The sequence below is a fragment of the Sphingomonas lacusdianchii genome (assembly GCF_022664395.1).
Taxonomy (GTDB): domain Bacteria; phylum Pseudomonadota; class Alphaproteobacteria; order Sphingomonadales; family Sphingomonadaceae; genus Sphingomonas; species Sphingomonas lacusdianchii.
On sequence record NZ_JAKRET010000006.1, the window covers coordinates 230874 to 249799 of the forward strand.

At 68.1% G+C, this 18926-nt stretch carries 19 protein-coding genes; 11 read left to right on the forward strand and 8 right to left on the reverse strand.

What is annotated here, in order from left to right; all coding sequences use genetic code 11:
* Nucleotides 1-90 precede the first annotated feature (90 nt).
* Complete coding sequence (locus MF607_RS10640) at nucleotides 91-1212, forward strand: histidine kinase dimerization/phosphoacceptor domain -containing protein (protein WP_242118393.1); 1122 nt, start codon at nucleotides 91-93, stop codon at nucleotides 1210-1212.
* Nucleotides 1202-1618: a response regulator gene (locus MF607_RS10645; RefSeq protein ID WP_242118395.1), complete on the forward strand. Its 417-nt coding sequence runs from the start codon at nucleotides 1202-1204 to the stop codon at nucleotides 1616-1618. Before MF607_RS10640 ends, MF607_RS10645 begins: the two co-directional genes overlap by 11 nt.
* On the opposite strand, the gene recF is transcribed toward MF607_RS10645, so the two are convergent.
* Nucleotides 1600-2673, reverse strand: a complete 1074-nt coding sequence (gene recF, locus MF607_RS10650) for a DNA replication/repair protein RecF (RefSeq protein ID WP_242118398.1) — start codon at nucleotides 2671-2673, stop codon at nucleotides 1600-1602. The two genes, MF607_RS10645 and recF, sit on opposite strands and share 19 nt — an antisense overlap.
* A 125-nt stretch (nucleotides 2674-2798) precedes the next feature.
* On the opposite strand from recF, the gene MF607_RS10655 reads away from it, so the two are divergent.
* Complete coding sequence (locus MF607_RS10655) at nucleotides 2799-3140, forward strand: hypothetical protein (RefSeq protein ID WP_242118406.1); 342 nt, start codon at nucleotides 2799-2801, stop codon at nucleotides 3138-3140.
* Nucleotides 3141-3236: 96 nt separating this feature from the next.
* On the opposite strand, the gene MF607_RS10660 is transcribed toward MF607_RS10655, so the two are convergent.
* Together MF607_RS10660 and MF607_RS10665 are read right to left on the reverse strand one after the other, a co-directional pair.
* Complete coding sequence (locus MF607_RS10660; RefSeq protein WP_242118408.1) at nucleotides 3237-3986, reverse strand: ubiquinone biosynthesis protein COQ4; 750 nt, start codon at nucleotides 3984-3986, stop codon at nucleotides 3237-3239.
* Nucleotides 3987-4044: 58 nt separating this feature from the next.
* A complete protein-coding gene (locus MF607_RS10665; RefSeq protein WP_242118411.1) occupies nucleotides 4045-4281 on the reverse strand; it encodes a hypothetical protein in 237 nt (78 codons plus the stop codon).
* 96 nt (nucleotides 4282-4377) lie between these two features.
* Between MF607_RS10665 and MF607_RS10670 the strand changes: the two genes are divergently transcribed.
* The 6 genes from MF607_RS10670 (at nucleotide 4378) to MF607_RS10695 (ending at nucleotide 10917) form a co-directional block, all read left to right on the forward strand.
* The gene (locus tag MF607_RS10670; protein ID WP_242118413.1) at nucleotides 4378-6195 is read left to right on the forward strand and encodes an ABCB family ABC transporter ATP-binding protein/permease; all 1818 of its coding nucleotides are present in this window, start codon (nucleotides 4378-4380) and stop codon (nucleotides 6193-6195) included.
* A 218-nt stretch (nucleotides 6196-6413) separates the two neighbouring features.
* Nucleotides 6414-7346, forward strand: coding sequence for an alpha/beta fold hydrolase (locus MF607_RS10675; RefSeq protein ID WP_242118415.1), 933 nt, complete (start codon nucleotides 6414-6416; stop codon nucleotides 7344-7346).
* Nucleotides 7343-8125: a class I SAM-dependent methyltransferase gene (locus tag MF607_RS10680; RefSeq protein ID WP_242118417.1), complete on the forward strand. Its 783-nt coding sequence runs from the start codon at nucleotides 7343-7345 to the stop codon at nucleotides 8123-8125. The genes MF607_RS10675 and MF607_RS10680 overlap by 4 nt, the downstream gene beginning before the upstream one ends.
* A gap of 39 nt (nucleotides 8126-8164) precedes the next feature.
* The gene (recQ, locus tag MF607_RS10685; RefSeq protein ID WP_242118420.1) at nucleotides 8165-9928 is read left to right on the forward strand and encodes a DNA helicase RecQ; all 1764 of its coding nucleotides are present in this window, start codon (nucleotides 8165-8167) and stop codon (nucleotides 9926-9928) included.
* Nucleotides 9929-10083: 155 nt separating this feature from the next.
* Nucleotides 10084-10512 (forward strand): protein tyrosine phosphatase family protein, encoded by a 429-nt coding sequence (locus tag MF607_RS10690; RefSeq protein WP_242118422.1) that lies wholly within the window; start codon nucleotides 10084-10086, stop codon nucleotides 10510-10512.
* Between the two features lie 111 nt (nucleotides 10513-10623).
* On the forward strand, nucleotides 10624-10917 hold the full coding sequence (locus MF607_RS10695; RefSeq protein WP_242118508.1) for an SEL1-like repeat protein: 294 nt from the start codon (nucleotides 10624-10626) through the stop codon (nucleotides 10915-10917).
* A gap of 39 nt (nucleotides 10918-10956) precedes the next feature.
* Here the strand turns inward: MF607_RS10695 and topA are convergent, their stop codons facing one another.
* The 3 genes from topA to plsY all read right to left on the reverse strand — a co-directional run bounded on the left by topA (nucleotide 10957) and on the right by plsY (nucleotide 15478).
* Nucleotides 10957-13539, reverse strand: a complete 2583-nt coding sequence (topA, locus tag MF607_RS10700) for a type I DNA topoisomerase (protein ID WP_242118425.1) — start codon at nucleotides 13537-13539, stop codon at nucleotides 10957-10959.
* A gap of 111 nt (nucleotides 13540-13650) precedes the next feature.
* Nucleotides 13651-14760 carry a DNA-processing protein DprA gene (gene dprA, locus MF607_RS10705; RefSeq protein ID WP_242118427.1) on the reverse strand — a complete coding sequence of 370 codons (1110 nt, stop codon included), beginning with the start codon at nucleotides 14758-14760 and terminating at the stop codon, nucleotides 13651-13653.
* A gap of 112 nt (nucleotides 14761-14872) precedes the next feature.
* Nucleotides 14873-15478: a glycerol-3-phosphate 1-O-acyltransferase PlsY gene (plsY, locus tag MF607_RS10710; protein ID WP_431311939.1), complete on the reverse strand. Its 606-nt coding sequence runs from the start codon at nucleotides 15476-15478 to the stop codon at nucleotides 14873-14875.
* 96 nt (nucleotides 15479-15574) lie between these two features.
* Between plsY and murI the strand changes: the two genes are divergently transcribed.
* Entirely contained in the window at nucleotides 15575-16372 is a 798-nt protein-coding gene (murI, locus tag MF607_RS10715) for a glutamate racemase (RefSeq protein WP_242118432.1), read from the forward strand.
* A 24-nt stretch (nucleotides 16373-16396) separates the two neighbouring features.
* On the opposite strand, the gene MF607_RS10720 is transcribed toward murI, so the two are convergent.
* Nucleotides 16397-16639 carry a hypothetical protein gene (locus MF607_RS10720; RefSeq protein WP_242118434.1) on the reverse strand — a complete coding sequence of 81 codons (243 nt, stop codon included), beginning with the start codon at nucleotides 16637-16639 and terminating at the stop codon, nucleotides 16397-16399.
* A 56-nt stretch (nucleotides 16640-16695) separates the two neighbouring features.
* Between MF607_RS10720 and hemA the strand changes: the two genes are divergently transcribed.
* Nucleotides 16696-17940 carry a 5-aminolevulinate synthase gene (gene hemA, locus MF607_RS10725; RefSeq protein WP_242118437.1) on the forward strand — a complete coding sequence of 415 codons (1245 nt, stop codon included), beginning with the start codon at nucleotides 16696-16698 and terminating at the stop codon, nucleotides 17938-17940.
* A gap of 98 nt (nucleotides 17941-18038) precedes the next feature.
* Here the strand turns inward: hemA and MF607_RS10730 are convergent, their stop codons facing one another.
* Nucleotides 18039-18881 carry a GGDEF domain-containing protein gene (locus MF607_RS10730; protein WP_242118439.1) on the reverse strand — a complete coding sequence of 281 codons (843 nt, stop codon included), beginning with the start codon at nucleotides 18879-18881 and terminating at the stop codon, nucleotides 18039-18041.
* Between the last annotated feature and the right edge of the window lie 45 nt (nucleotides 18882-18926).

Here is an 18926-nt window from a genome sequence, read left to right on the forward strand (position 1 = left end):
TAGGCGACGGCGGCGTCATGGTCAAGCCATGGTCCGTTTTGCCTGTTTTCGCTATGGAATCCGACGGGTGAAGGCCGTACATGCCGGAACATGAACGATCTCGCCCCGTTCGGCGCGACTCCCGGCAGTCCGCATCTTGCCGATCCGGTCGACAATTTGCCGCGCCGCCAGTTGCGGTTGCTCGGCGAGGCAGCCGACCGGATGCTGGCCGCCGAAGACCCGGCGGCGATGGTCGAGGACCTGTTTGCGCTCATTTCCGACGAATTGCGACTTGACGTCTTCTTTAACTATCGGCTCGACCCCGACGGTCTGACGCTGGTCGCGCACGCCGGGCTGACCGAGGCGGAGGCCGCCGCGGGCGCGCGGCTGGCGGTAGGGCAGGCGGTTTGCGGCTTTGCGGCCAAGGAACGCCGCCCGATCCAGGCATTCCGCGTGCAGGCATCGGACGATCCGCTGACCGGCTTCGTCCGCGATCTCGGCATCGATGCCTATGCCTGTACGCCGCTGGTGCATGGATCGACGCTGCTCGGCACGCTCGGCTTCGGGCGGCGCTGGACCGACCGGTTCGACGCCGACGAACTCGCCTTCCTCCACACTGTCTGCCACTATGTCGCGCTCGCCAAATATCGGCTGAAGATCGAGGCGGAACTGCGCGAGGGGATCGCGACCCGCGAACGGCTGCTCGGCGAACTCAACCACCGCGTTCGCAACGCGTTGCAGACCGCGGTCGCGGTCGTCCGGCTCGGCGCGGCCGATACCGCCGACGATGCGGCGAAGGCAGCGCTGGCCGCCGCCGCCGCACGGCTGGAGGTACTCGCTACCGCCCACCGCCCGCTCTACGCCACCGATACACCCACCTCGATCGACATCGCCGCGCTGCTCGACGCCATCACCGAACGCGGCGACGGCGAACCGATCGAGGTCACCGCGCACGGTACCGCCTGCCTGCCGATCGAACAGGCCGCCGCCGTCGCCATGCTGGTCCATGCGATGCTCGACCCCGATCCCGACGCGCTGACGCGTGTCGCGATCGATGCCGGGGGCGAAGCGATGGAGATCGCGCTGATCGGCCCCGCCATGGGCGTGTCCAGGCCATCGATCGACGACGGCCGGCTGGTCCGGGGCCTGTCGCGCCAGTTGCGCGCGACGCTGACGCGCAACGGTACCGACCGCCTGACCCTCTCGATTCCGGAACGTGCCTATGGCCGATAAGCTGCGGATCATGCTGGTCGAGGACGAGGCGCTCGTCGCCATGCTGGTCGAGGATGCGTTGACCCTGCACGGTCATATCGTCACTGGCGTCGCCGATACGCAGGCGGGCGCGCTGGCGCTGGCCGATGCCGATCGCCCCGACCTCGCGCTGTGCGACGTGCGGCTGGCACAGGGCGATTCAGGGCGTACGGTCGCGGTGGCGCTGGCCGCACGCGGCATTCCCTGCCTGTTCCTCAGCGGCAATTGTCCGGACGTCGCCGACCATCCGCTGATCCTCGGCTGCGTCGCCAAGCCCTTCTATACCGCCGGGCTCGGCTATGCGATCGCGGCGGCGATGGCGCGGGTACAGGGCGAAGCCCCGGAGAAGATCCCGAACGAACTGCGCTTCTACGCGCCGGTCGACTGAACCAGTCCCTGCGCGACGTGGAACCGCGTCGCATCGGCGGGAATGTCGGCGAACAGGCCCGCTTCGGTCCCGGTCAGCCATACCTGCCCCACCCCGGCCGCCCGCGCGAACAGCGCCGCGCGCCGCGCCGGGTCGAGATGCGCCGCGACCTCGTCGAGCAACAGCACCGGCGGACGCCCGGCGCGCTCGGCGACCAGTTCGGCATGGGCCAGCACCAGTCCCAGCAGCAACGCCTTCTGCTCGCCGGTCGAACAGCGCGCCGCCGCCTGCCCCCGGTCGCGGTCGGTGACGATCAGGTCGGCGCGATGCGGTCCGTTCAGCGCCCGCCCCGCCGCCGCGTCGCGCGCGCGTCCGGCCGCCAGCTCGCGCGCGAACAGTGCGGCATCGCCATGCCACCCCTCCATCGTCAGCGCCGCGCGCGGAAAATCGGTGGACGGCGTATCGGCGATCCGCCCGTCGAGCATCGCCACGCACTCGGCCCGCGCCGCGCCCAGCGCCACGCCATGTTCGACCATCCGTGCCTCCAGCGCCGACAGCCAATCGGGATCGGGCGCGACGTCCTCGGCCAGCAGCCGGTTGCGCTGCCGCATCGCCGCGTCATAGCGCGTCGCCTGCGCGGCATGGCCGGGCAACAGCGCCAGCGTCATCCGGTCGAGGAACCGCCGCCGCTCGCCCGCCGGCTCGACGAACAGCCGGTCCATCGCCGGGGTCAGCCACAGGACCGACAGCCATTCGGCCAGCACCGTCGCCGACGCGCCGGCCCCGTTGACCCGCACGATCCGCCGTTCTGGGGCATTGGCCTGCGTGCCCGTCCCCAGCCGAACGTCATCCGCAAGTTCGGCCGCGATCCCGAACCCGCCCGCCCCGCCCTCGCGCGCCATGTCCGACAGCGCGGCGCGGCGCAGCCCGCGTCCGGGCGCCAGCAGCGACACCGCCTCCAGCACATTGGTCTTTCCCGCGCCGTTCGGGCCGCTCAGCACCACAAAACCCGGTCCCGGTTCGAGTGTCGCCGCCGCATGATTGCGAAAGTCGGTCAGGGTCAGGCGGGTCAGCATCTGCGGCCGACCGTTACCGCCCCGCCCCGCCCGACGGAACCCGTCATGACCGCGCCCATGTTATACGAACGCAACTTTCCGCGCCGCCGGGGATTGGGGTTGTCGAAATACAACAGGGATATGCCATGACCCGCTTCGCTCTCGCGGCCGCTGCCGCCTTCGCCCTCACCGCCTGCGGATCGCAGACCCCGCAGCAGCAGCAGGCCGAACAGCTGCGCGATCAGGCCGATGCCGAAGCCGACGCGATCGAGGCTGCCGCCGAAAACCAGACCGCGCAGATGAAGGTCGAGGCGGAAGGGCTGCTCAATCAGGCGCAGCAGGCGCCCGGCTATGACGCCGAACGGCTGAAGGTCCGTGCCGATGCGATGCGCGACGAGGCCAAGCTGGTCGAACAGCAGGCCGAAGCCCGGGCCAAGGCGGTCCGCGACGCGGGCGAGGCCAAGGCCAGCGCAGCACTGGCGAAGTAAGCGCGTCCCTTCTCGCCCTTTCCCTTTCCCGCTTGGAGAGGGGGAAGCGGCGCCGCCGCATAAGCGTGAGAGCGATCCGGCCGGTCGAAACCTGCTCTAAATACCCTGCAACCCCTGTTCGCGTAGACGCTGCTGCGCGGCGTGGTACGCTACCGGCTCGGCAATGTTCAGCCGCCGCCGTGCCGTATCGAGCGGTTCGGCCAGCAGTGCCTCATAGTCCTCGGCATGCAGCCAGCGCGCGCGGCGGCCGTGGCGATATCCTTCCCACACCGCCTTCGCGAACGCCCGCTCGCCGGTCACCCGCAACGATTTGAGCGCTGCGCCCAGCCCGATCGCCGCCCAGCCCAGTCCGCCGGTCTGCGCATAGGAAAAGGCGACCAGACACGCCTCGCCCAGATGCTCCTCGGCCGTATAGCCGGTCAGTATGTGCCAGATATCATGAACGTCGCGCTCGCGCCGACCGAACCATGCGACCGGATGCGGCGCGTCCTGCCAGCCCTCCCCGTCGGCATAGCTGATCTCGGCCAGCCCCTGTGCCGAGAAACCCGTGCGGTCGAGAAAGGCGCGGTAATGCGAACCGACGCTACCCTCCGGCAGCGCATCGATCCACGCCCGGTCGGAAAAACGCCGAGTCAGTTCGACATGGTCGTAGGCGATCCGGCCACCGCCCGGTTCGGCCAGCAACCGCGCATAATTGCGATGGCTGGTATCGGCGTTCAGCGCCCGCATGATGCGGAATACCTGCACGGTATCGTTGCCATCGGCCAGCAGACGCCGCAACGCACCCCATGCCGTGCCCCAATCGCGGCGCATCGGCTGCACCGTTTCGATCCCCTGCGTCGCCATCACCGACTCCGTTACTTACATTGCTGTAAGTATGCCGAAGCAGGTTCGACGTCAAGCGTCAGCCTGCGTCGCGCTTCGCCCGTGGCCGATTGCTGGCAATCTGTGCGTCGCCGCCCTCGCACGACGCGCTGATGACCGGATAGGACAGGTCCGTGTTGCGGGCGAGCATCGTCGGCACCGCCGCCTGGCATTCCGCCACGCTCGCATAGCTGACCGGGACGGTACGTTCGCGACTGCATGCAGCGCCGTCGTCACCGCAACCGAGGATCGCCATTACATAGACCAGTGGTGCCATCGATCGTCTCCTACCGTGCGATTCAATACATTCGGCAGCGGCTTGTTCCGACGAAGCGTTGCGCGGGCGCGCCCGGTTCCCCAAATGGCGCTTGCAATGCCTCCCGATACCGCAACCGCCTCCGGTCCGACCCGGCCGATGCTGGCGACCCTCCGCCGATTCCTCCCCTATCTCTGGCCCGCCGGCGCCACGGGCCTGAAGATACGCATCGTCGCCGCGCTGGCGCTGGTCGTCGCGTCGAAGGTCGTGCAGGTCCGCGGCGCGCCCTTCGCCTTGCAGGGTGCGATCGACACCATGGCGGCGGGGTCGCGCGACGCGCTGTGGCTGGTGGTGGCGCTGGTCGCCGGCTATGCCGCCGCGCGCTTTGCCGGCACGCTGTTCGACAATCTGCGCAACGTCGTGTTCGAACGCGTCGGGCAGGATGCGACGCGGCGGCTGGCGGCGTCGGTGTTCCGCCACCTCCATGCGCTGTCGCTGCGCTTCCATCTCGAACGGCGCACCGGCGCGGTGACCAAGGTCGTCGAGCGCGGCACGAAGAGCATCGACACGATGCTGTATTTCCTGCTGTTCAACATCGCGCCGACCATCCTCGAACTGGGGCTGGTGCTATGGATTTTCGGCTCGCGCTTCGGCAGTTGGCTGGTTGTCGGCACGGTGGCGATGGTCGTGTTCTACATTGCCTTCACCCGCTGGGTCACCGACTGGCGATCGAGCTTGCGCGAACGGATGAACGACCTCGACACGGGCGCGGTCGCGCATGCGGTGGATTCGCTGCTCAATTTCGAGACCGTCAAATATTTCGGCGCCGAGGAGCGCGAGGCGGCCCGCTACGACCGCGCCGTCGCCAGCTATGCCGATGCGGCGGTGAAGTCCGAAAATTCGCTGGCGTTGCTCAATATCGGCCAGGCGCTGATTACCGCGCTGATGCTGGGCGGCGGCATGGCGCTGGTGGTGTTCGGCTGGGCGCGCGGCGCATTTTCGGCCGGCGACGTCGTGCTGGTATCGACGCTGCTGACCCAGTTGTTCCGCCCGCTCGACCTGCTCGGCATGGTCTATCGCACCGTGCGGCAGGGGGTGGTCGACATGGGCGCGATGTTCGACCTGATCGACACCCCCGCCGAGGTCGTCGATGCCCCCGGCGCACCCGCCCTCGCCGTCAGCAGCGGCCATGTCCGCTTCGAAGGGGTTGGCTTCGGCTATGGCGACGGCCGCACGATCCTGAACGGCATCGATCTCGACATTCCGCCGGGCACGACGCTGGCGGTGGTAGGCCCGTCGGGCGCGGGCAAATCCACGCTCGCCCGCCTGCTGTTCCGCTTCTACGATCCGACGGCAGGCCGCATCACCATCGACGGACAGGATATCGCGACCGTCGCGCAGGCGTCGCTGCGCAGCGCGATCGGCATCGTGCCGCAGGATACCGTGCTGTTCAACGACACGATCGGCTACAACATCGCCTACGGCCGCGCCGATGCGACCGCCGACGGTATCGCGCGCGCCGCGCAGGGCGCGTCGATCGCGCCGTTCATCGCCAGCCTGCCGCAAGGGTTCGACACCCGCGTCGGCGAACGCGGCCTGAAATTGTCGGGCGGCGAGAAACAGCGCGTCGCGATCGCCCGCACCTTGCTCAAGAACCCGCCGGTGCTGATCCTCGACGAAGCGACCAGCGCGCTCGACAGCCGGACCGAGGCCGATATCCTCGCGACGCTGGAGGCGATCGAGCGCGGGCGCACGACCATCGTCATCGCCCATCGCCTGTCGACGGTGGTCCATGCCGACCGCATCGTCGTGCTGGAGGGCGGCCGCGTCGTCGAAAGCGGATCGCACGGCGAACTGCTCCGCGCGAATGGCACCTATGCCGAAATGTGGGCGCGACAGGCGGCGGAGCGCGAGGCGGCGCTGGCCGAGGCGTGACTCATTACTTTAACCAGCCGTTCGTCCTGAGTAGCCACTGAGCTTGTCGAAGGGGCGTATCGAAGGACCGTTGGTGGTAAGGTGCTTCGATACGGGTCTTCGACTTCGCTCAGCCCCTACTCAGCACGAACGGTTTCGCCTTGAACCTGGAAACCGTATCCGATGGACACTCCCCGCCCCCCGCGCGTATCGGCCAGGGCAAAGCGGGAGAGCGATCGGTGAACGACGGGCTGAAAAAAGCGGTAACGACCACGGCGCTAATCGGCGGCGGCCTCGCGCTGTGGACCGCGCTCGCCGCGAGTGCTTCGGAAGCGATGGTGCCGGCCGACGGGGATTTCGTCGATGTCCCCGGCGGGCGGCTGCATTATGTCGATACCGGTGGCGATGGCCCGGTGATGGTGATGCTGCACGGCCTGTACGGACAGCTTCGCAACTTTTCCTACGCACTGACCGGCGAACTCGCCGATCACCGGTTGATCCTCGTCGACCGGCCCGGCTGGGGGCATAGCAGCGTCGATGGCAGCCATCCGCCGATCGAGGAACAGGCGCGCATGGTCGCCGACCTTATCGACGCGCTGGGGCTCGACCGCCCGTTGCTGGTCGGCCATTCGATGGGCGGCGCGGTCGCGCTGGCCCTGGCGCTCAACCATCCGCAAAAGGTCCGTGGGCTCGCGCTCATCGCACCGCTGACCCAGCCGATGGACCATATCCCGCCGATCTTCCGTGGCAAGGCGCCACCCGCCCCGCTGCGCGGGCTGGCCGCTTGGACGGTCGGCGTACCCCTGACGACGCTAACCGGCCCGCTTGTCGCCAAGCATGTCTTTGCCCCCGACGCGGTGCCGATGGACTTCGGCACGCGCGGCGGCGGCCTCGTCGCGCTGCGGCCCTCCAGCTATCAGGCGGGTGCGTTCGAGATCGACGACGCCAATCGCGCGGTATCCGGCATGGCGGCACGCTACGCATCGATCGGCCTGCCGGTCGCGATCCTGTACGGCCGGGACGACCAGTTGCTGAATCCGCAGCAACAGGGCGACCGCACCGCCGCGATGATCCCCGGCGCGACGCTCACCACGATCGCGGGCGGCCACATGATCCCCGTCACCCACCCGGTCGAAACCGCCGACTGGCTGCGGACGGCGGCGACCGCGTGAGGACGTTGCTGCTGGTGCTGCTGCTGCTTGGCGGTTGCACCACCCCCTATGGCGACGGCATGGGCGATATCCTGCGCGGACAGGGCATCGCTGCGCGCGAACCCGATTACGACGTCCCTTACGTCCCGACCCCCGAGCCGGTCGTCGACGCGATGCTGGCGATGGCGCAGGTCGGGGCGAACGACACGCTGATCGACTTGGGGTCAGGCGACGGCCGCATTCCGATCGCCGCCGCCCGCCTCGGTGCGCGCGCCAGCGGCGTCGAGATCGACGCCACGCTGGTCGAGCGCGCCCGCCGCAATGCCGCGCTCTACGAGGTCGGCGACCGCGCCCGCTTCACCCGCGCCAATCTGTTCGACGTGCCGCTCCGCGACGCCAGCGTCGTGACGATGTACCTGTTGCCGCGGATCAACCTTGCGCTACGCCCGCGCCTGCTGACCGAACTCCGCCCCGGCACGCGCATCGTCACCCACGCCTTCGACATGGGCGAATGGCGCGCCGACGCGGAACGGCTGGTCGCCGATCGCCGGGTCTATCTGTGGATCGTCCCTGCCGTCGCCGGCGGCGACTGGCGGGCCACCCTGGCCGACGGACGCGAGGTGCCGCTGCACTTCGACCAGCGGTTTCAGGACGTGGCCGGCACGCTGGGTGCCGCCGCAATCACCGGCACCCTGCGCGGCACCGCGATCCGCTTCACCGCCGCCGGCCGCAGCTACACCGGCACGGTCGGCGAAGCGGCGATCACCGGCGACGACTGGCGCGCCGTCCGGGTGCCTTAACCCTCGACGCCCGAGGTCCGCATCCCTAGGTGGAGGGCAATGGCGCTCGACCCGATCCCCGTATTGCAATCGACCTTCGGCTTTCCCGACTTTCGCGGCGTCCAGCGGCAGGTGGTCGACCGTGTCCTCGCCGGAGAACGCACGCTGGCGGTGATGCCGACCGGCGCGGGCAAATCGCTGACCTATCAGCTGCCCGCAACGATGCTGAACGGCACCTGCGTCGTCGTATCGCCGCTGATCGCGCTGATGCACGACCAGTTGCGCGCCGCCACCGCGGTCGGCATCCGCGCCGCCACACTGACTAGCGCCGACGACAATCGCGCCGAGACGCGCGGCCGGTTTCTGGATGGCGAGCTCGACCTGCTGTATGTCGCGCCCGAACGCGCCTCGGGCAGCGATTTCCGCGAGTTGCTGGCCCGTGGCAACCTCGCGCTGTTCGCGATCGACGAGGCGCACTGCGTCAGCGAATGGGGCCACGACTTCCGCCCCGACTATCGCCTGCTCCGCCCGCTGTTCGATCAGTTCCCCGACGTACCGCGGCTGGCGCTGACCGCCACTGCCGACGCGCATACCCGCGCCGATATCCTCGAACAGCTCGGCATTCCGCAGGACGGGTTGATCGTCGCCGGCTTCGACCGGCCCAATATCCGCTACCACATCACCCCGCGCGATCAGGGCACGCGCCAGATCGCCGACGTGATCGCCGCCACCCCCGGCCCCGGCATCGTCTATGTCCAGTCGCGCGCCGGGACCGAGCGACTGGCCGAGGCGCTGGCCAAGACGGGGCGGCCGACCCGCGTCTATCACGCTGGCCTCGATCCCGCCGTGCGCCAGCGCAACCAGCACGACTTCGTCGCATCCGAAGACATGGTGATGGTCGCCACCATCGCCTTCGGCATGGGAATCGACAAGCCCGACGTCCGCTTCGTCGCCCATGCCGGGCTGCCGAAATCGATCGAGGCCTATTATCAGGAAACCGGCCGCGCCGGCCGCGACGGCGATCCGGCGGTCGCGCATCTGTTCTGGGGTGCCGACGACTTCGCCCGCGCGCGCCAGCGGATCGGCGAGGTCGAACCCGCCCGCCAGCCCGGCGAGCGACAGCGGCTGAACGCACTGGGCGCGCTGGTCGAGACCGCCGGCTGCCGCCGCGCGATCCTGCTGCGCCATTTCGGCGAGTCGCCGCCCGAATTTTGCGGCAATTGCGACAATTGCCTGACCCCGCCCAATGCGGTCGACGCGACGCAGGTCGCGCAGAAATATCTCTCGGCGGTATTCCGCACCGGCATGATGTTCGGCGCGACCTATATCGAACAGGTGCTGACCGGCCAGTCGACCGAGCGCAGCCTGACCAACGGCCACGAAAACCTGTCGGTGTGGAACATCGTCGACGGCGATGAGGTCGCGCTGCTCAAGCCCGTCGGCCGCGCACTGCAACTGCGCGATGCGCTCCGCGCCAACGACCATGGCGGGCTGGAATTCGGCCCCGCCGCGCGCGGGTTGCTGAAGGGCGGCGACACGCTGTCGCTGATCGTCCCGCCGAAGCGCGAGCGGCGGCGGCGCGGCAGCGGCACGACGCCCAACCCGACCGGCGATCCGCTGTTCGAGGCACTGCGCGCCAAACGCCGCGAACTGGCGCAGGGGGCGGGCGTGCCGCCCTATGTCATCTTCCACGATTCGGTCCTGCGCGACATGGCCACCGACCGCCCGCAAACGATCGGCGGCATGCGCCGGATCACCGGCGTCGGCGAAAAGAAGCTGCAGGCCTATGGCGACGCGTTCCTGAGCGTCATCAAACAACACTAAATCCTCCCCGCTCCGCGGGGAGGGGGACCAGCGAAGCTGGTGGAGGGGGGTGTCGCCATACGGCACGGTTGCGCTGCGCGCCTACTCCCCTCCGCCATGCCCCCCCTCCCCGGCGAAGATTTGCCTGCCCCACCCAGGCTCGCTATCCTCGCCCGATGCAAATCCGCCGTATCGACGACCGAATCTCGGTCAGCCCGCAGATCACCGCCGACGATGTCGCGACGCTGAAGGCACAGGGCTTCACCACCATCGTCAACAACCGCCCCGATGGCGAGGAAGCCGGCCAGCCGGGCGGCGACACCATCGCCGAAGCCGCAGCGGCGGCGGGCCTCGCCTATCACGCCATCCCGATCACCCATGCCGGGTTCAGCCATCCCCAGCTCGATGCGATGGCCGACATACTCGCCGAAGCCGATGGCCCGATCCTCGCTTATTGCCGCTCGGGCACGCGGTCGTGCAACCTGTGGGCGCTCGCCAGTGCCAAGGGGGGTCGCGACTCGGCTGAACTGGTCACGGCGGGTCACGCCGCCGGCTATGATCTCTCGGGCATCCGCCCGACGCTCGATGCTCTTTCCGGGACTTAGATGGTTAAGGCTGCGTACCTTAACGTACGTAACCTAAGTGGTTATGCACATTAACTAAATTGCAAGGGCCGGTGCCCCATTTCTCTGCCCGTACCAACAGGGGTTGTGGATATGGGCATTGGTTTGGAAGGCGCCCGCTTTCTCCAGGAAAGCCGGGCAGAAGAAGCGCAACGCGACACCGGCGCCGCGTGGTTTGAACTCGGCATCTGCTATTCCAGCGGCACTGGAGGCACGGTCATCGACCTGGTCGAAGCCCATAAGTGGTTCAACCTCGCCGCGATGTCGGGGCTGGAGGATGCGCAGCACTGGCGCGCCGAGATCGCCTGCGACATGACGCCGCGCCAGATCGCCGACGCGCAAAAGGCCGCCCGCGCCTTCCTGCGGACCGAGGTTCGCGCGCACTGACCCGCTGCGGCCGGACGAACCGGCCGCAGGGGGACGGGTTCAGTCCGCCGCCGCCTTTTTCGGCGCGGCCTTCTTCGCAGCAGGCTTTTTCGCCGCCGGCTTGGCATCCTTCGCCGCCGCCTTCTTCGGTGCCGCCTTCTTGGCCGCGGGCTTCTTCTTGCCCTTGGCCGGCGCCGCCGCCGCACGGTCGTCGATCAGTTGCGCCGCTTCCTCGAGCGTCAGCGCGTTCGGTTCGATCGACTTCGGGATCGTCGCATTGGTCGTGCCGTCGGTGACGTAGGGGCCATAGCGCCCTTCCATCAGCTTGATCTCGGCCTCGGTCCGCGGATGCGCGCCCAGCACCTTCAGCGGCTCCTTGGCCGCACCCCGCGCCGGACGCCCGCCGCCTGCCGCCGCCTCGGCCAGCTTGACCACCGCCGCGTTCATGCCCGTTTCGAACACGTCCGCCGTCGACTGCAACCGCGCATATTTGCCGGCATGCTTCAGATACGGGCCATAGCGCCCGATCGCTGCCTCGATCGGCTCGCCCGTTTCCGGGTGATTGCCGATGGTGCGCGGCAGGCTCAGCAGCTTGAGCGCCCATTCGAGGTTCAGTTCGCCGATATCCTTGGGGATCGACGCGCGCTTGGCGTCCTTCCCCTCGCCCAACTGAATGTACGGCCCGAAGCGGCCCGACTTGCGCTCGACCTCCAGCCCCGTTGCCGGATCCTTGCCCAGCCCTTCCGGCCCGGCATCGCCGCCCTCCTCGCCACCCGGCTGCGCGAAACGGCGGGTGTACTTGCACTCCGGATAGTTGGAGCAGGCGATGAACGCCCCGAACTTGCCGCCGCGCAACGCCAGCCGCCCCTCGCCGCAATTGGGGCACAGCCGCGGGTCGGTCCCGTCGGCCTTTTCGGGGAACAGATAGCTGCCCAGAAACTGGTCCAGCTCGGCGGTGATCGCGCTAGGCTGCTGCTCCATCACCTCCGACGTGCGCGGCTTGAAATCGCGCCAGAAGGCTTCGAGCACCGCCTGCCATTCGGCCCGCCCGCCCGACACGTCGTCCAGCTCTTCCTCCAGCCCCGCCGTGAAGTCGTAGCCGACATATTTCTCGAAAAAGCGTTCGAGAAACGCGGTCAGCAACCGCCCGGTTTCCTCGGCGAAGAAGCGGTTCTTCTCAACGCGAACGTAACCGCGATCCTTGAGCACCTGAATGATCGAGGCATAGGTCGACGGCCGCCCGATGCCCAGTTCCTCCAGCCGCTTGACCAGCGACGCTTCGGAGAAGCGCGGCGGCGGCTGGGTGAAATGCTGCTCGGCGACCACGTCCTTCTTGGCTGGCGCATCGCCCGAGCGGAGCAACGGCAGGCGGCGCGAATCCTCGTCCGCCGCATCGTCGCGGCCCTCTTCGTAGAGCGCGAGATAACCGGGGAACAGCACGACCTGCCCGGTCGCGCGCAAGCCGGTCTGGCCGGTCTGGTCCTCCAGCTCGACCGCCGTCCGCTCCATCCGCGCCGACGCCATCTGGCTGGCCAGCGCGCGCTTCCAGATCAGGTCGTACAGGCGTGCATGATCGCCACTGCCGGCGCGGTCTTTCGAAAAATCGGTAGGCCGGATCGCCTCATGCGCTTCCTGCGCATTCTTGGCCTTGGTCTGGTACTGGCGCGGCTTGTCGGGGACATAGCTGCCGTCATAGCGGTTGGCGATGGCCCCGCGCGCGGCATCGATCGCCGACCCGTCCATCTGCACGCCGTCGGTCCGCATATAGGTGATCGCGCCATCCTCATAGAGCGACTGCGCCACCCGCATCGTATGGCTGGCCGAAAAGCCCAGCTTGCGCGCCGCTTCCTGTTGCAGCGTGGAGGTGGTGAAGGGCGGCGGCGGATTGCGCGTCGCCGGCTTCGTCTCGACATTCACGACCGTGAATCGGCCGTCGACCACCGCCGCCTTGGCGACCTCGGCCGACCCGGCATCGCCGAGCGACAGCTTGTCGAGCTTCTTGCCCTTCAGCTTGACGAGGCGCGCATCGAACGGCGTGCCATCGGCCTCCATCTTGGCGACGACCGACCAATATTCCTGCGCGACGAACGTCTCGATCTCGCGCTCACGCTCGACCAGCAGGCGCAACGCCACCGACTGCACGCGCCCCGCCGACTTGGCGCCGGGCAGCTTGCGCCACAGCACCGGCGACAGCGTGAACCCGACGAGATAGTCCAGCGCACGCCGCGCCCGATACGCGTCGATCAGATCGGTATCGAGTTCCCGCGGTGCCTTCATCGCCGCAAGAATTGCGGGTTTGGTGATCGCGTTGAACGTGACCCGCTCGACTTCCTTGGGCAGCGCGCGGCGCTTCTTCAGCACCTCCTGCACATGCCAGCTGATCGCCTCGCCCTCACGGTCAGGGTCGGTCGCGAGGATCAGTCGGTCGGCGGTCTTGGCAAGGTCGGTGATCGCCTTCAACTGCTTCGTCTTGTCGGCGTACGTTTCCCAATCCATCGCGAACCCTTCGTCCGGGTTCACCGACCCGTCCTTGGGCGGCAGGTCGCGGACATGGCCATAGGAAGCGAGGACGCGGTAATCGGACCCCAGATATTTTTCGATGGTCTTCGCCTTGGCGGGCGATTCGACGATGACAAGCTGCATGATGTGGCGGTCGGTCCTTGTGCGTACGTACGCGAGAGTGGGGAGCGCCGGGGGGTGGCGTCAAGTCGGTGGGTGCGGTGAAGTAGCGCCGTTACGGTTTGATGGCAGGCGCTACCCCAGACTGACCCGCCCGCCGGCATGCCGGTCGAGCCGCCCGGCCAGTTCCAGTTCGAGCAGCACCGTCTGCACCACCGTCGTCGGGCATCCCGATTGCCGCACCAGTTCGTCGACCGCCACCGGCACCGGCCCCAGCAACCCGGTGATCCGCGTCCGGTCGCCATCGCTCGCATCGGTCGCGGTGGGTTCGGCAGCATAGCCCCCGCCCGGTGACCGCACCGCCCGCGCATCGATCGGCCGGAGCATTTCGGCGACGTCGGCGGCATTCTGTACGAGCGTGGCACCGTCGCGAATCAGCATATTGCATCCCTGTGCGCGGGGATCGAGCGGCGATCCCGGCACCGCCATCACCTCGCGCCCCGCCTCCCCGGCCAGCCGCGCGGTGATGAGCGATCCCGATCGCGGCGCCGCCTCGACCACCACCGTGCCCAGCGCCAGCCCGGCGATGATCCGGTTGCGCGACGGAAAATGGCGGGCGAGCGGCTGCGTACCCGGCGGCTGTTCAGCGACCAGCAGCCCGCGCGTCGCGACATCCTCCTGCAACGCGGCGTTTTCGGGCGGGAACACCACATCGATGCCGCTGGCGATGACGCCGATCGTCGCATGGCCGATCGCGCCTTGATGCACCGCCGTGTCGATACCGCGCGCCAGCCCCGACACCACGCAATATCCTGCCGCGCCCAGTTCCTCGGCCAGCCCGCGCGCGAACCGGCACGCCGCGGCCGACGCATTGCGCGCGCCGACCATCGCCACCGCCGGGCGCGTCAGCAACGACAGGTCGCCGCGTACGATCAATGCGGGGGGCGCGCTGTCCAGTTCCGCCAGCAACGCCGGATAATCGGGATCGCCGAGCAGCAGATACCGCCCGCCCAGCGCCCGTACGCACGCGATCTCGCGCCGCACCGCGCCTTCGTCGGCCAGCACCGGCGCGCGTCCCCCGCCCCTTGCTGCCAATACCGGCAACGCCTCGATCGCCGCCACCGCATCGCCATAGCGTTCGATCAGCGCGCGAAAGGTAACCGGCCCGATATTGCTCGACCGGATCAACCGCAGCGCCGCGAACCGCGCCGCGTTCTGTTCAGCGGCGCCGGCCCGCTCCCCCACGGGTCCCAGCAAAGTAGTACTTTGCTGGGCTACCCGCACCCGGCCACCCACAGCGTATTCTGATTGGGTGGCCGGGTGGGGGAGCGGGCCGGCGCCGCCCTCAGCTAAAAAGTCAGTCACGCTTGCGACCGATCCTCGGCTCGGTCCCGGCGACCAGCCGCTCGATATTCTCGCGATGCTTCCACAGCACGATCAGCGCGAGGCCGAGGAACAGCAGCACCAGATCGAACCGCCCGGCCCATGCCGCCGCCAGCGGCGCCGCGACCGCCGCCGCCATGCCCGCCACCGACGAGATCCGCAGGCCCGCCAGCAGCCCCAGCCACACGATCGCATAGACCAGCCCGGCGAACGGACTGAGCGCCACGACCACGCCCATCATCGTCGCCACGCCCTTGCCCCCGCGAAAGCGCAGCCAGACCGGGTAGCAATGGCCGATGAACGCCGCCGCCCCGGCGATCAGTTCCTCGCCCGGATAAACGTGCGCGACGATCCACACCGCCGCCGCCCCTTTCAGCAGGTCGAGCAGCAAGGTCGCCGCCGCCAGCCCCTTGCGTCCGGTGCGCAGCACGTTGGTCGCGCCGATATTGCCCGATCCGATCGTACGCAAATCGCCCGCCCCGGCGACGCGGGTGAGCAATATGCCCCACGGAATCGATCCCAGCACATAACCGATCAGCAACGCCGCCGCCGGCGGGATCCAGAGTATTTCGCTCGGCAGGATGGCCCCCTGAACTTGCCGTCTGTCGCGCGGAGGGTAAGGGGTTCGGCGGCGCCATGCAACGCGGCCGACTACGCCAAAGGGAGTATGCCCGTCATGGGCCAGACGACGCAACCGATCCTGTTCTTCGATTCGGGCGTCGGCGGCCTGTCGGTGGTCGCGCCGACCCGCGTGCTGCTGCCGACCGCGCCGATCGTCTATGCCGCCGACTCGGCCGGCTTCCCCTATGGGACCAAGACCGAGGCGGAGATCGCGGCGCGCGTGCCGGCGCTGCTCGGGCGGCTGGTCGAACGCTATCGCCCGCGCCTCGTCGTCATCGCCTGCAACACCGCCTCGACCATCGCCCTGCCGGTGGTGCGCGCCGCGCTCGACGTGGCGGTGGTCGGCACCGTGCCGGCGATCAAGGTCGCGGCGGAGCGCTCGCGCAGCCGGGTGATCGGCGTGCTCGGGACCGAGGCGACCGTCCGCCAACCCTATGTCGACGATCTCGCGGCGCGCTTCGCCGGCGACTGCACGGTGCTGCGCCACGGATCGGCGGCACTGGTCGAACTTGCCGAGGGCGCGCTGGCCGGCACCCCGCCCCCACCCTCGGCCGTCGCCGCCGAACTCGCCGGACTGTTCGACCAGCCGGCGGGCGACCGGATCGACGTGATCGTCAACGCCTGCACCCACTTCCCGCTGCTGGAGGACGCGATGCGCGCCGTCGCGCCACAGGTCGCCTTCGTCGACGGCGGCCCCGGCATCGCCCGCCGCATCGCCGCGCTGACGGCGGGACAGGCATTTCCCGATGCCCCCTCCCCCGGACGACTGGTCTTCACCCGGCTCGGCGAACGCGAACGCCGGGTCGCGGCGGGGCTCGAGTCGCGCGGCTTCGCATCGGTCGAGGCGCTATAGGTTCACGCGAAGGCGCGAAGCAGGTTATTTTGCGCGCAAAGGCGCAAAGGACGCAAAGAGGATGCGCCTGTCGCCATCGATCGCGCAGCGATCCGTCGTCCGGCGCTCGAAAAGGGATGGTAAGGTTTCGCTGAAGCAAAACGGCGGACCCAGTCGCAACCCCTTTGCGTCCTTTGCGCCTTTGCGCGAACCAAAATCCCTTCGCGCCTTCGCGTGAACCGCTTCCCCCCAACCACCTGAGACAAAATGTCCAAGCCGGTCGATCACGGTGACCACTTTTATCGGCTGGAAACGCAGCCTTTCAACGGGTACACCCCCGCCCCATGAGCATCGACGCAGTTCCGGCCCGCTCGGTCGATTACAACCGTGTCTTCGCACAGGCGATCGACCGCCTGCACGAGGAAGGGCGCTACCGCGTCTTCATCGACATCCTGCGCAACAAGGGGCAATTCCCCAATGCGCGCTGCTTCGCCGGGCATAACGGGCCGAAGCCGATCACCGTCTGGTGCTCGAACGACTATCTGGCGATGGGCCAGCATCCCGCCGTCATCGCGGCGATGGAGGAAGCGCTGCACGATGTCGGCGCCGGCTCCGGCGGCACGCGCAACATCGGCGGCAACACGCATTATCACATCGACCTCGAAACCGAACTCGCCGACCTGCACGACAAGGAAGCGGCGCTACTGTTCACCAGCGGTTATGTTTCGAACGAGGCGACGCTGTCGACCATCGCCCGCATCCTGCCGGGCTGCATCATCTTCTCGGACGAGCTGAACCACGCGTCGATGATCGCGGGCATCCGCCATTCGGGCTGCGAAAAGCGCGTGTTCCGCCACAACGACCTCGCCCATCTCGAGGAATTGCTGGCGGCCGAGGACCCGTCGGTGCCGAAGCTGATCGCGTTCGAAAGCGTCTATTCGATGGATGGCGACGTCGCGCCGATCCACGCGATCTGCGACCTCGCCGACAAATATAACGCGCTGACCTATCTCGATGAGGTCCATGCGGTCGGCATGTACGGCCTGCGCGGCGGCGGCATTTCCGAACGCGACGACGCCGCATCGCGCCTGACGATCATCGAAGGGACGCTCGGCAAGGCATTCGGGGTGATGGGCGGTTACATCGCCGCCGATCGCACCGTGATCGACGTGATCCGCTCCTATGCGCCGGGCTTCATCTTCACCACCAGCCTGTCGCCGGTGCTGGTCGCCGGCGCGCTCGCCAGCGTCCGCCATCTCAAGGCCTCGACCGCCGAGCGCGAGGGGCAACAGGCCGCCGCGTCGACGCTCAAGACGCTGTTCGCCGATGCCGGGCTGCCGGTGATGGACACGACCACGCATATCGTGCCGCTGATGGTCGGCGATCCAGTAAAGGCGAAGCGGATCAGCGACATATTGCTGCGCGAATATGGCGTGTACGTGCAGCCGATCAATTATCCGACCGTGCCGCGCGGCACCGAACGGCTGCGCTTCACCCCCGGCCCGGCGCACGACACGGCGATGATGCAGGAACTGACCGCCGCCCTGGTCGAAATCTGGGGCCGGCTGGAACTTCGCAAGGCGGCGTAACCCGATCCTCCCCGGCACCGGGGGGGCTGTCATCATACGGCGCGGCAGCGTGGCGCGATGCCCCCTTCGGCATCGCCGTGCCGGGCACGCAAGCAACGCTACACTGCCACCCGGTTGCCGCCGGACAGCATCGCGCCCTGCAACTTGGCGCGTGCCTCCTCAATCACCCATTGAACATCGTTATTCTGATCGGCCACGATCGCCGCCGACGCCGTCACCTTGCCAATCGCCTCGCCCGATCCGCGCAGCTTGAACTTGCGGCGTTCGAGCAGCAGCAGCGCCTCCTCGGCCTGGGCGAGGACCGCGGCCCGTGTCTGCCCCGGCACGGCGACGATGAACTCGTTGCCCGACCAGCGGATCGCCTCATGCTCGGGAAAGCTGTTCGCCAATTTGCTCGCGAACGCGTTGAGAATATTGTCGCCGACCGAATTGCCATATTGGCGGTTGATCCCGACCAGCTTGTCGATCCCGAACATCACCAGCACATAACGCTGGTCCTGTGCAGCGATCTGATCGAGCACGCGGCGCGCGCCGGTCTGGTTGAGCGCATGGGTCAGTTCGTCATGTTCGGCGTCGACTGCACCGCCGCGGCTGTGCTCGACCGTGGCAAGCAATGCGGCGACCTGTTCGCGCAATTCCGCGACGCTGCGCTCGGTCGCGGCCAGCCGCTCCGCGATCGACGCCTCGTCGGCCGGCGCTTCCGCATCCTGCGAACCTTCGCCGCGATCGGCGATCTCGGCGGCATGCCGACGGCCGATCTCCGCGAAGCGCGTATCGCTCAATTCGCCCTTGTCGATCGACGTCTTCACGTCGTCGGACAAGTTTCCGTACGCCTTGGACAGATAAGCAAGCGCCGTTGCGTAGTTGAGCGCGTTCGGCTCAAGTTGATTATATTCCAAAAACGCCAGCGCTTCGCGCGCATGATCGAAATCTATCCGCATGGAACATGCAGATACTGCGTTTATTGCGTTTTTCAATCAGTAGTT

Excerpts from the sequence above, each read along its gene's own strand:
- MF607_RS10640 (WP_242118393.1), top strand. The coding sequence starts at position 91 with ATGAACGATCTCGCCCCGTTCGGCGCGACTCCCGGCAGTCCGCATCTT.
- MF607_RS10645 (WP_242118395.1), top strand. The coding sequence starts at position 1,202 with ATGGCCGATAAGCTGCGGATCATGCTGGTCGAGGACGAGGCGCTCGTC.
- recF (WP_242118398.1), bottom strand. The coding sequence starts at position 2,673 with ATGCTGACCCGCCTGACCCTGACCGACTTTCGCAATCATGCGGCGGCG.
- MF607_RS10655 (WP_242118406.1), top strand. The coding sequence starts at position 2,799 with ATGACCCGCTTCGCTCTCGCGGCCGCTGCCGCCTTCGCCCTCACCGCC.
- MF607_RS10660 (WP_242118408.1), bottom strand. The coding sequence starts at position 3,986 with ATGGCGACGCAGGGGATCGAAACGGTGCAGCCGATGCGCCGCGATTGG.
- MF607_RS10665 (WP_242118411.1), bottom strand. The coding sequence starts at position 4,281 with ATGGCACCACTGGTCTATGTAATGGCGATCCTCGGTTGCGGTGACGAC.
- MF607_RS10670 (WP_242118413.1), top strand. The coding sequence starts at position 4,378 with ATGCCTCCCGATACCGCAACCGCCTCCGGTCCGACCCGGCCGATGCTG.
- recQ (WP_242118420.1), top strand. The coding sequence starts at position 8,165 with ATGGCGCTCGACCCGATCCCCGTATTGCAATCGACCTTCGGCTTTCCC.
- MF607_RS10690 (WP_242118422.1), top strand. The coding sequence starts at position 10,084 with ATGCAAATCCGCCGTATCGACGACCGAATCTCGGTCAGCCCGCAGATC.
- MF607_RS10695 (WP_242118508.1), top strand. The coding sequence starts at position 10,624 with ATGGGCATTGGTTTGGAAGGCGCCCGCTTTCTCCAGGAAAGCCGGGCA.
- topA (WP_242118425.1), bottom strand. The coding sequence starts at position 13,539 with ATGCAGCTTGTCATCGTCGAATCGCCCGCCAAGGCGAAGACCATCGAA.
- murI (WP_242118432.1), top strand. The coding sequence starts at position 15,575 with ATGGGCCAGACGACGCAACCGATCCTGTTCTTCGATTCGGGCGTCGGC.
- hemA (WP_242118437.1), top strand. The coding sequence starts at position 16,696 with ATGAGCATCGACGCAGTTCCGGCCCGCTCGGTCGATTACAACCGTGTC.
- MF607_RS10730 (WP_242118439.1), bottom strand. The coding sequence starts at position 18,881 with ATGCGGATAGATTTCGATCATGCGCGCGAAGCGCTGGCGTTTTTGGAA.